Annotated in this window: 10 protein-coding genes; all 10 read left to right on the forward strand. The window is 44.3% G+C overall.

What is annotated here, in order from left to right; genetic code table 11:
- The first annotated feature begins 109 nt into the window (after positions 1–109).
- The 10 genes from IGI78_RS08140 to carB all read left to right on the forward strand — a co-directional run bounded on the left by IGI78_RS08140 (position 110) and on the right by carB (position 11,228).
- Entirely contained in the window at positions 110–517 is a 408-nt protein-coding gene (locus IGI78_RS08140; RefSeq protein ID WP_081118673.1) for a hypothetical protein, read from the forward strand.
- Positions 510–1,217, forward strand: a complete 708-nt coding sequence (locus tag IGI78_RS08145) for a CBS domain-containing protein (RefSeq protein ID WP_195265138.1) — start codon at positions 510–512, stop codon at positions 1,215–1,217. The genes IGI78_RS08140 and IGI78_RS08145 overlap by 8 nt, the downstream gene beginning before the upstream one ends.
- Positions 1,214–1,699, forward strand: coding sequence for a signal peptidase II (gene lspA, locus IGI78_RS08150; RefSeq protein WP_077453396.1), 486 nt, complete (start codon positions 1,214–1,216; stop codon positions 1,697–1,699). Before IGI78_RS08145 ends, lspA begins: the two co-directional genes overlap by 4 nt.
- Positions 1,683–2,591 (forward strand): RluA family pseudouridine synthase, encoded by a 909-nt coding sequence (locus IGI78_RS08155; protein WP_077453395.1) that lies wholly within the window; start codon positions 1,683–1,685, stop codon positions 2,589–2,591. Before lspA ends, IGI78_RS08155 begins: the two co-directional genes overlap by 17 nt.
- Before the next feature lie 243 nt (positions 2,592–2,834).
- On the forward strand, positions 2,835–3,371 hold the full coding sequence (gene pyrR / locus IGI78_RS08160; RefSeq protein WP_077453394.1) for a bifunctional pyr operon transcriptional regulator/uracil phosphoribosyltransferase PyrR: 537 nt from the start codon (positions 2,835–2,837) through the stop codon (positions 3,369–3,371).
- A gap of 19 nt (positions 3,372–3,390) precedes the next feature.
- On the forward strand, positions 3,391–4,671 hold the full coding sequence (locus tag IGI78_RS08165) for a solute carrier family 23 protein (protein WP_081118672.1): 1,281 nt from the start codon (positions 3,391–3,393) through the stop codon (positions 4,669–4,671).
- Between the two features lie 47 nt (positions 4,672–4,718).
- Positions 4,719–5,645 carry an aspartate carbamoyltransferase catalytic subunit gene (locus IGI78_RS08170; RefSeq protein ID WP_081118671.1) on the forward strand — a complete coding sequence of 309 codons (927 nt, stop codon included), beginning with the start codon at positions 4,719–4,721 and terminating at the stop codon, positions 5,643–5,645.
- Positions 5,646–5,676: 31 nt separating this feature from the next.
- A complete protein-coding gene (locus IGI78_RS08175; RefSeq protein WP_086292401.1) occupies positions 5,677–6,960 on the forward strand; it encodes a dihydroorotase in 1,284 nt (427 codons plus the stop codon).
- A 1-nt stretch (position 6,961) separates the two neighbouring features.
- Positions 6,962–8,041: a carbamoyl phosphate synthase small subunit gene (locus IGI78_RS08180; RefSeq protein ID WP_005235984.1), complete on the forward strand. Its 1,080-nt coding sequence runs from the start codon at positions 6,962–6,964 to the stop codon at positions 8,039–8,041.
- Between the two features lies 1 nt (position 8,042).
- Positions 8,043–11,228, forward strand: coding sequence for a carbamoyl-phosphate synthase large subunit (gene carB, locus IGI78_RS08185; RefSeq protein ID WP_195265137.1), 3,186 nt, complete (start codon positions 8,043–8,045; stop codon positions 11,226–11,228).
- The last annotated feature ends 7 nt before the right edge of the window (positions 11,229–11,235 follow it).

Here is an 11,235-nt window from a genome sequence, read left to right on the forward strand (position 1 = left end):
GAAGATAAAAGTAGGGATTCTTGTTATAATAATCAAGGAAGCAAGCAAAAGTCTATTTTCTTTCTTTTAATAATCAAGTATACTTAACCAATTGAGGTGATCTTTGTCAATGGAGCTACAACTAACTAGGAGGACTGGTTTTTATGGAATGGGCAGTCCCTTAGAGATCATGCAAGGGAAAAAAAGAATCGCTGCCATCAATCATCAGCAAACGATTTTTTTGGCGCTGGCTGAGCAGACGCCGATTCGTGTGCGCATGTTTTTTTTAGAAAGTCAGCCTTTTCAGCTACCACAAGGCCAATCAGCGCTCAAGCTGGAGGTCGTGATGAATCCTGCGCTTAAAAGAATATATATCGGCTTTTATTTAAGCCTTTTTCTCATGATAGGGGGTTTGGGCTTATTATCCATCTCCCTCTACTCGTTGCTTTTTGTTGGTGTGTATTTGGTGGCTTATTTTGTCTTTGTTTTGATTTATTTAAAAAAAGCATATCTTATCAAGGAGGTTCGCCATGGCTAGTGGGGCAGATCAATTTTTGAGCAGTTTTAATCGAATCGAAAAGCGTCTTCGTGACGAATTGGATAATCCGCGGAATATGGGGTTTTCTGAAATGGTTCGTCGCTTATCAAAAAGTAAAAATATCAATGTTAGAAGAGCAGAAGATGATCTATTACAGATGGCTCAGCTGCGCAATGCCATCGTTCATGAAAAAATTGGTGAGAACTTTGTCATTGCAGAGCCAAATGAATGGGTCGTCAATCGCATTCAAGAAATTGAACGCTCCTTACTGGCACCTGAAAAAGTCATGCCGCGTTTTGCGAAACGAGTGACTGGTTTTGAAAAGCACCTGCCATTACCAGAGTTATTGAAAATCGTTGCCCAAAAGCGCTACTCACAATTTCCAATCTATGATAATGGTCGATTTTTGGGCTTGATCACTTTGCGAATGCTGGGGTACTGGTTAGCGAAAGAAAGCCTCCATTGTGAAATCAAGTTAGCAGGCAGAACGGCCGATGAATTATTAGCAGGAGATGGGAAACGGTCGAATTTTTGTTTCGTGTCGGCTGAAACGACCATTGTTGAGGTCGAGGAACTGTTTCAAAAAAATGCCCTGCTTGAGGCGGTATTGATCACCAAAGATAAAAATCCGAATGGAAATCTCTTGGGCATCATCCGTCCACGAGATATTTTTAAAGAAGAAAGAGTGGAAAATTTATGATCGCGTTGTTTTTTTTGTTAAGTGCTGTTGTCATTGGCTTGGATCAATGGCTAAAAATTTGGATCGTTGCCAATTATCAACTAGGTGAAACACATTCTCTGATCGACAATGTGTTGTCACTGACCTATCTTCAGAATACGGGTGCAGCTTGGAGTATTCTTGAAGGAAAAATCACCTTTTTTGCGATCATCACCGTTATCGCGGTTGTCGTCGTTGTTTATCTATTGTTTCGCTACCAAAACAGCAGCCTATGGTTTCGTTTCGGATTGGCGTTTGTTCTAGGTGGCGCTATCGGGAACTTCATCGATCGCTTGCAGCATGGCTTTGTAGTGGACATGTTCCAGCTTGATTTTATCAATTTCCCAATTTTCAATATCGCTGATATGTCATTAGTGTTTGGGGTAATCTTGATTTTTATTTATGCACTAGTAGATGATGTAGCAAAAGGGAAACAAGGAGAATCAAATGGAAAAGCAAATTGAAGTAATCATTAAAGAAGAAAAAGGGCGGGTCGACAAAGTGTTGGCCGAACGCTTGCCTGACCATAGCCGTTCACAAGTCCAACAATGGCTGAAAGAAGATGCCGTTACTTTGGCAGGTGAGACGGTCCGGGCTAATTATAAAGTAAAAGCAGGCGATCACTTGGTCATCCAAGTGCCAGAGCCGGAAGTAGTAGATTTAGAGCCAGAAAATATTCCTTTAACGATCGTCTATCAAGATGCTGATGTGGCAGTCATCAACAAGCCGCAAGGGATGGTGGTTCATCCATCCGCTGGTCATCCGAGTGGCACCTTAGTCAACGCATTGTTGTACCATATGGAGGATCTATCGACGATCAACGATGTTGTTCGGCCGGGTATCGTTCATCGAATCGACAAAGATACGTCGGGTCTGTTAATGATTGCCAAAAATGATCAGGCGCATGAGTCGTTAGCGAAACAATTGAAAGACAAAACCTCGTTACGCAAGTATGTGGCTTTGGTCCATGGCAATATCAGCCACGAAAAAGGCACCATCAATGCACCGATCGGCCGCTCGAAAGTCAATCGTAAAATGCAGGCGGTGATTGAGAACGGCAAACCCGCAGTGACTCATTTCACCGTGTTGGAACGCTTTGATCAATTTACCTTGGTGGAATTGCAATTGGAAACTGGAAGAACCCACCAAATTAGAGTGCATATGCAATATATCGGGTTTCCGTTAGCCGGTGACCCAATCTACGGACCAAAGCGTACCTTAAAAGGCAACGGCCAGTTTTTACATGCCAAGCTTTTAGGCTTCACACATCCCACAACGGGTGAGTCAATGGTCTTTGAAGCCCCATTACCAGAACTATTTGAGGACACCCTAAAAAAATTACGAAAAAATGATTGATTTTTTTGTGGTGGAACTGTATAGTAAATGTAACAATTAAATAGCTCCTTTAAATGTAGTCCCGTGAGGCTAAGAAGGAATGAGTAAGCAGACGACTCCCGCGTTGGAGATTCGAACCCTTACTGGATGATAACGTGTACCCAAAATCCACAGAATGGGATTTTAGGCAACGATCGGAAAACATGACTCCTACCTCAAGCAGGTAGGAGTTTTTTTATGTTCAAAATTAGGAGGGAACAACATATGGCAGCGAAAGAAGTAGTAGATGCAGTAACAATGAAACGAGCGTTAACACGGATCACCTACGAAATTATTGAAAGAAATCGCGGCATTGATAATTTGGTGTTAGTAGGAATCAAGACAAGAGGCATCTATATCGCCCAACGGATTGCGGAACGTTTAAAACAATTGGAAGGCGTAGAAGTACCTGTTGGTGAATTGGACATCACCTTGTACCGAGATGATAAAAAGAGCGAAGATGATCCAGAGATCCATTCATCAGACATTCCGACGGCTATTGACGGCAAAGAAGTGATCTTGATCGATGATGTCTTGTTTACCGGACGGACGATTCGAGCAGCTTTGGATGCCATCATGGATATTGGTCGACCAAAGAGAATCTCACTAGCCGTTCTAGTTGATCGCGGCCATCGGGAACTGCCGATTCGGGCAGATTTTGTTGGGAAGAATATTCCAACTGCTTTAAGTGAAGAAATTATCGTTGAGATGGAAGAATCAGACGGTTCTGACCGGATCATGATCAATAAAGAAAACGACTAGGAAGAAGAGTGACAGCAACATGCAGAAGCAAGAATTTCGTAATCCAGACGCAGTTTTAGACATCAAAGATCGGCCCAAAGCATTGCCTTGGTTAGGCCTTAGTTTACAACATCTTTTCACGATGTTCGGTGCGACAGTTTTAGTACCGATCTTGGTAGGGATCAACCCCAGTATCGCTTTGGTAAGTTCCGGTATTGGGACATTGGTTTACTTGGTCACAACGAAAGGGAAAATCCCAGCGTATCTAGGCAGCAGTTTTGCGTTTATCGCGGCGATGCAAATGCTGATGGAATCAGACGGCTACCCAGCCATCGCCCAAGGCGCCATCACGACTGGGTTGGTCTACGTGATCGTTTCGCTGATCATCAAACGTGCTGGCGCTGCTTGGTTGGATAAGATCTTACCACCGATCATTGTCGGTCCTGTGATTATGGTGATTGGTCTAGGATTAGCCGCCAACGCCGCCCAAAATGCGATGTACAATGACTCAGTTTACGATTTCAAGTACATTCTAGTAGCTTTGGCTACCTTGGGATTAACGATTTTCTTCAACATGTTTTTGCGAGGGTTCTTAGGGCTGATCCCGATCCTGCTAGGGATCGTTGGCGGATACTTGATCGCCTTAGCGGCAGGGATCGTCGACGTACAACCAATCATTGACGCCAACTGGTTTGGGCTGCCAAGTTTCGAAATTCCTTTCATTAATTATGAACCCAAACTGTATCTAAATGCGATCACTACGATGGCACCGATCGCTTTCGTCACCATGACAGAACATATCGGACATCTGATGGTCTTAAACAAACTAACGAAGCGGAACTTCTTTGAAGAGCCGGGCTTGAACCGAACACTCTTAGGCGACGGTTTTGCTCAAATCGCAGCCGGTCTCGTTGGGGGACCGCCAGTGACAAGTTACGGAGAAAACATCGGGGTTTTAGCAATTACACGGGTCCATAGCGTGTTCGTCATCGGTGGTGCGGCAGTTTTAGCCATCGTACTAGGCTTCGTTGGAAAACTAAGCGCATTGATCTTAAGTATTCCTGGCCCAGTCATCTCAGGGATCAGCTTCCTGCTCTTTGGCGTCATCGCTGCCAGCGGGTTGAAAATTTTGATCGACAACAAAATCGATTTTGATCGTAAGAAGAATTTGATCATTGCGTCAGTGATCCTTGTGGTAGGAATCGGCGGTCTTGTGTTCACGGTCGGTACCTTCACCTTATCCGCAATGGCGTTAGCAACTGTCCTAGGAATCTTCTTGAATCTTATTTTACCTGACAGCTCTCGCAGCGAAGAAAAATAACTTGTGCCAACTCATCGTTTAAACAGAAACAAAGGAGGAATTCATTCATGATTATTCAATCCGAAAGAATCAGCTTAAAGCATCTTTTGACGGTCGAAGCATTGACGGACCGTGAAGTGATGGGACTCATCCGCAGAGGACAAGAATTCAAAAGAGGGGCGAAATGGATGCCCCAAAAGGAACAGTATTTCGCAACAAATCTCTTTTTTGAAAACAGTACTAGAACCCACAAAAGCTTTGATGTTGCTGAGAAAAAACTAGGGATCGAAGTCATTGAATTTGAAGCCTCCACCAGTTCTGTTCAAAAAGGCGAGACCTTGTATGACACAGTCTTGACGATGTCAGCTCTGGGCGTAGATGTGGCAGTCATTCGCCACGGCGATGAAAACTACTACGACGATTTGATCCAAAGCAAAACGATCCAGTGCAGTATCATCAATGGCGGGGACGGCAGCGGCCAACACCCAACACAATGTTTGTTGGATCTAATGACGATCTATGAAGAGTTCGGGCACTTTGATGATCTAAAAGTCGCCATCGTAGGTGACATCACCCACTCACGGGTCGCAAAATCAAACATGCAAATGCTCAAGCGACTTGGCGCAAAAGTTTTCTTTTCAGGACCGAAAGAATGGTACGACGAAGAGTTTGAAGTGTACGGTCATTGGCTGCCATTAGATGAATTAGTGGAAGAAGTTGATGTCATGATGATGCTTCGTGTCCAGCACGAGCGCCATGATGGAACGGAAAGTTTCTCCAAAGAAGAATACTTAAAAAATCACGGGTTGACCGTCGAACGGGCAGCCAGAATGAAGGAACATGCGATCATAATGCACCCAGCGCCGGTCAATCGCGATGTGGAGTTGGCTGATGCCTTAGTTGAAAGCTTACGCTCGCGAATCATTACACAGATGTCGAATGGCGTCTACGTTCGAATGGCGATTCTTGAAGCAGTATTAAATGGTAAAGCCTAACAGTCAAAAGGAATAAGAGGAGGAAGTTTACATGAAAACACTCATTAAAAACGGTAAAATCATCAAAAAAGACAATCACTGTGTTCCTGCAGCAATTTGGATCGAAGACGGAATCATTCGCGGGATCGGTACAGCATTTCCCGAAACAGATTTTGACGAAGTCATCGACGCCAAAGAGCAATTGATCACACCAGGTTTAGTGGATGTTCATGTACACTTCAGAGAACCGGGCTTTGAATACAAAGAAACAATCGAAACGGGCAGCATGGCAGCAGCTCGTGGCGGGTTCACGACAGTTTGCGCAATGCCAAACCTTGACCCAGTTCCTGATACACCAGAAAAATTAGCAGCTGTTTACGAAAAAATCAACGCAGATGCGTCAATCAATGTCTTACAATACGCGCCGATTACAGAAAACTTGCGCAGTGAAACATTGACGGATGCAGCTGGAATGAAAGCTGCTGGTGCTTTCGCCTTGACGAACGATGGCGTGGGTGTTCAGACTGCTGGCACAATGTATTTGGCAATGAAGCAAGCAGCCGAAAATGACTTGGCTTTGGTTGCCCATACAGAAGATGATTCTTTACTCTTTGGCGGCGTGATGCATGCTGGTAAAAAAGCGGAAGAACTTGGATTGCCAGGGATCTTGAGTGTAACGGAAGCATCTCAAATCGCTCGGGATGTGCTTTTGGCGGAAGCAACAGGAGCCCATTACCATGTCTGCCATGTCTCTACGAAAGAAAGTGTTCGAGTGATCCGAGATGCCAAAAAAGCTGGCATTCATGTGACAGCCGAAGTTTCTCCCCACCATTTACTTCTGATCGATGAAGATATTCCTGCCGATGAAGGCTTTTGGAAAATGAACCCACCATTACGTGGGCAAGAAGACCGTGAAGCGTTGATCGAAGGTCTGCTGGATGGCACAATCGACTGTATCGCGACGGATCATGCACCGCATGGTTATGAAGAAAAAATGCAAAGCTTTTTAAAAGCTCCCTTTGGCATCGTCGGATCAGAATATGCCTTCCAATTGTTGTACACTCATTTTGTAAAAACAGGACGCTTTACCTTACAGCAATTAGTGGATTGGATGACCGTGAAACCAGCATCAATCTTTGGTCTAAGCACCGGAACGATGATGGTCGGAGACAAAGCCGATCTCGCAATTTTTGACTTAGAATCAGCTTATAACGTGGATCCTAAGCAATTCCTATCAAAAGGAGTCAATACGCCTTTCGGTGGATGGACGTTATATGGGGATACAAGTTATACATTTGTAAATGGAAAATTAGTATGGCAAAAAGGTGGGCAATAATATGAAACGTTGGCTTATTTTAGAAGATGGAACATACTTTGAAGGCGAAGGCTTTGGTGCCAGTATCAATGTTTTTGGTGAGATTGTTTTTACCACCAGCATGACGGGCTATCAAGAAGCCATTACGGATCAAAGCTTTAACGGACAAATCATTACGTTTACGTATCCGATGGTAGGAAATTACGGCGTCAACCGAGACGACTACGAATCAATTTCACCGACTTGTAAAGGGGTCGTTGTGAAAGAACACGCGCGTCTAGCGAGTAATTGGCGGAAGCAGCTGACGTTAGATGAATTTTTAAAACGCAAAAATATTCCAGGGATCGCAGGAATCGATACACGCGCGCTGACAAGAAAGATCCGTCAACACGGAACCATGAAAGCGAGCATCGTTGATGCGGGAGATGTCTTTGACCATGCCTTTGATCAATTAAAAGCAGCGGTTTTACCAACCAATCAAGTGGCACAAGTCTCCACCTCAAAACCTTATCCAAGCCCTGGAACGGGTCGCAATATCGTGGTCATCGACTTCGGCTTGAAGCATAGTATTTTACGAGAGCTGTCACGTCGCAACTGCAATCTAACGATTTTGCCATACAATACGACAGCGCAAGAAATTTTAGACCTCGCACCAGATGGCGTGATGCTGACGAATGGACCGGGCGATCCTAAAAGCTTGCCAGAAGCAATTAAAATGATACAAGGGATTCAAGGCAAGGTACCAATCTTCGGGATTTGTTTAGGCCATCAGCTCTTCTCATTAGCGAATGGGGCAGATACCTATAAAATGAAGTTCGGTCACCGTGGATTAAACCATCCAGTAAGAGAGATCGCCACTGGTCGGATCGATTTTACCTCACAAAACCATGGCTTTGCTGTGGATGAAGCATCCATCGATCCTGAAAAACTAATGGTGACCCACGTCGAAGTGAACGATGGCACGATCGAAGGGGTTCGTCATCGCCGCTACCCAGCATTCAGTGTCCAATACCACCCAGATGCGGCACCGGGCCCGCATGATGCGGTCCACTTATTTGACGAATTTTTAGAGATGATCGATGCATGGAAGGAGCAGAACTAATATGCCAAAACGTACAGATATCAAGAAAATCATGGTTATCGGTTCTGGACCGATTATTATAGGACAAGCGGCAGAGTTTGATTATGCCGGCACACAAGCTTGTTTAGCTTTACGAGAAGAAGGCTACGAAGTGGTGTTAGTCAATTCGAATCCCGCAACGATCATGACGGACAAAGAAATTGCTGACAAAGTCTACATTGAACCAATCACATTTGAATTTGTCTCACGGATTTTACGTAAAGAACAGCCTGATGCAATTTTACCGACATTAGGCGGACAAACGGGCTTGAATATGGCGATGGAATTAGCCAACTCAGGTATTTTGGATGAATTAGGAATTGAGTTGCTAGGAACCAAATTAGCAGCAATCGACCAAGCAGAAGACAGAGATCTATTCAAACAATTAATGGAAGAATTGGATCAACCGATCCCAGAATCTGAAATCGTGTCAACGGTGGAAGCAGCAGTTGAATTTGCAAAAAAAATCGGCTTTCCAATCATTGTTCGTCCAGCATTTACGCTAGGGGGAACAGGCGGCGGCATGTGTAACAATGAAGAAGAGCTGCGCCAAATCGCTGAAAACGGCTTGAAGCTCTCGCCAGTGACCCAATGCTTGATTGAACGGAGTATTGCTGGGTTTAAAGAGATCGAATATGAAGTGATGCGAGATTCTGCTGACAACGCGATCGTCGTTTGTAATATGGAAAACTTCGATCCAGTCGGCATCCACACCGGCGATTCCATCGTCTTTGCCCCTAGTCAAACACTGTCAGATCATGAATACCAAATGTTGCGAGATGCGTCATTAAAAATTATTCGCGCATTAAAAATCGAAGGTGGCTGTAACGTTCAATTGGCGCTTGATCCTCATAGCTTCAACTACTATGTCATTGAAGTAAATCCACGGGTCTCACGTTCCTCTGCGTTAGCAAGTAAAGCTACAGGGTATCCAATTGCCAAATTGGCAGCGAAAATTGCCGTCGGTTTAACATTGGATGAAATGAAAAACCCAGTCACAGAAACTACCTATGCAGAATTTGAACCGGCACTAGACTATGTGGTCGCAAAAATTCCTCGCTGGCCGTTTGACAAGTTTGAAACTGGGGAACGTCGATTAGGAACCCAAATGAAAGCAACTGGAGAAGTGATGGCGATTGGTCGTAATATTGAAGAGTCATTACTGAAAGCTGTTCGTTCATTAGAAATCGGCACACATCATATCGAAATGAAAGAACTAGAAGCTCTTTCTGACAATGATCTGATGGAAAAAGTCATCAAGGCGCAAGATGATCGCCTATTCTACGTCATGGAAGCCATCCGAAGTGGGTATACCATCGAAGATTTGAATGAAATGACGAAAATCGATTTATTCTTCTTAGATAAAATGCTTCACATCTTTGAGATCGAACAAGCATTAGCAAACGACCCACAATCCCTTGATGTGTTGAAAAAAGCCAAGCAAAATGGCTTTACGGATAAAAAGATCGCTGAGCTGTGGGAAACCACAGAAGCTGAGATCCGCACGCTGCGCCATGAGCAAAAGATTTTGCCCGTCTACAAAATGGTGGATACATGTGCCGCAGAATTTGAATCAGCAACGCCTTATTTTTACAGCACCTATGAGTTTGAGAATGAAAGCAAACGTAGCGCAAAAGAATCTGTTCTTGTCTTAGGTTCTGGACCGATCCGAATCGGACAAGGGGTGGAGTTTGACTATGCAACAGTGCACTCGGTGAAAGCGATCCAAGCTGCTGGCTATGAAGCAATCATCATGAACAGCAATCCCGAAACGGTTTCGACTGACTTCTCTATTTCCGACAAGCTGTACTTTGAACCATTGACCTTAGAGGATGTCTTACACGTGATCGATTTGGAACAACCCATTGGGGTCATCGTCCAATTTGGCGGGCAAACGGCGATCAACTTAGCAGAGCCTTTAGTAAAAGCTGGGGTCAAAATCTTAGGCACCAGCATTGAAGATCTTGATCGTGCCGAAAATCGTGATCTCTTTGAGCAAGCATTACAAGCGCTAGATATTCCGCAACCACCAGGGGATACAGCGACGAACGAACAAGAAGCAATCGCCATCGCTCAAGAAATCGGCTATCCTGTTTTAGTCCGCCCAAGTTATGTCTTAGGAGGGCGCGCGATGGAAATCGTGGAAAACCAAGCCGATTTAGAAGATTACATGCGTCATGCAGTGAAAGCATCACCAGAACATCCTGTCTTGGTCGATCGTTACTTGGTCGGTAAAGAATGTGAAGTCGATGCTATCTGTGACGGCAAAACTGTTTTGATTCCTGGAATCATGGAACATATCGAGCGTGCAGGGGTCCATTCAGGAGATTCAATGGCGGTATATCCACCGCAAAATCTTTCGGATGAACTGATTGCTACAATCGAAGAATATACCAAACGCTTGGCATTAGGTTTAAATTGTATCGGTATGATGAATATCCAATTTGTCATCCATGAAAACAAAGTGTATGTCATTGAAGTAAATCCTCGTGCTAGCCGAACCGTACCATTTTTAAGCAAGGTAACAGAGATCCCAATGGCCCAAATTGCCACGAAGGCGATTCTCGGAGAAGAAATCACAGCGTTAGGTTATCAAGACGGACTTGCGCCAACACCAAATGAAGTACACATCAAAGCACCGGTCTTCTCCTTTACAAAACTTTTAAAAGTCGATACTTACTTAGGCCCTGAAATGAAATCAACAGGTGAAGTAATGGGATCAGACAAAGATTTGGCAAAAGCACTTTATAAAGCTTTTGAGGCATCAGGCCTGCATATTCCTGAATTTGGAAAAGCACTTTTCACCGTTGCAGACGAAAGCAAAGAAGAGGCAGCAGCGCTGGCGGCGCGTTTCGTAGAGGTAGGCTTCACCTTATTGGCTACCAATGGAACCGCTGATTACTTTGAAGAAAAAGGCCTGCAAGTGACACGAGTTGCTAAAATCTCTGATCAACAAGCAGAAGAAACGGTTGTTGATTTGATCCGTAAAGGAACGACCCAAGTAGTAGTCAATACCATGGATAAAGATCGCCAAAATGCAACGGAAGACGGATTTATCATTCGTCGAGAAGCAGTGGAACATGGTGTACCGACCTTTACTTCTCTTGATACAGCGGATGCAATTCTAAAAGTGATGGAATCCCGCAGTTTTTCAACAAAAGCAATTTAACGCAGAT

Source organism: Enterococcus sp. DIV1767 (genome assembly GCF_050542585.1).
Taxonomy (GTDB): Bacteria; Bacillota; Bacilli; order Lactobacillales; family Enterococcaceae; genus Enterococcus_D; species Enterococcus_D innesii.

What these genes read in the sequence shown, in the direction of transcription:
- IGI78_RS08140 (WP_081118673.1), top strand. Translation starts at nt 110, where the DNA reads ATGGAGCTACAACTAACTAGGAGGACTGGTTTTTATGGAATGGGCAGT.
- IGI78_RS08145 (WP_195265138.1), top strand. Translation starts at nt 510, where the DNA reads ATGGCTAGTGGGGCAGATCAATTTTTGAGCAGTTTTAATCGAATCGAA.
- lspA (WP_077453396.1), top strand. Translation starts at nt 1,214, where the DNA reads ATGATCGCGTTGTTTTTTTTGTTAAGTGCTGTTGTCATTGGCTTGGAT.
- IGI78_RS08155 (WP_077453395.1), top strand. Translation starts at nt 1,683, where the DNA reads ATGGAAAAGCAAATTGAAGTAATCATTAAAGAAGAAAAAGGGCGGGTC.
- pyrR (WP_077453394.1), top strand. Translation starts at nt 2,835, where the DNA reads ATGGCAGCGAAAGAAGTAGTAGATGCAGTAACAATGAAACGAGCGTTA.
- IGI78_RS08165 (WP_081118672.1), top strand. Translation starts at nt 3,391, where the DNA reads ATGCAGAAGCAAGAATTTCGTAATCCAGACGCAGTTTTAGACATCAAA.
- IGI78_RS08170 (WP_081118671.1), top strand. Translation starts at nt 4,719, where the DNA reads ATGATTATTCAATCCGAAAGAATCAGCTTAAAGCATCTTTTGACGGTC.
- IGI78_RS08175 (WP_086292401.1), top strand. Translation starts at nt 5,677, where the DNA reads ATGAAAACACTCATTAAAAACGGTAAAATCATCAAAAAAGACAATCAC.
- IGI78_RS08180 (WP_005235984.1), top strand. Translation starts at nt 6,962, where the DNA reads ATGAAACGTTGGCTTATTTTAGAAGATGGAACATACTTTGAAGGCGAA.
- carB (WP_195265137.1), top strand. Translation starts at nt 8,043, where the DNA reads ATGCCAAAACGTACAGATATCAAGAAAATCATGGTTATCGGTTCTGGA.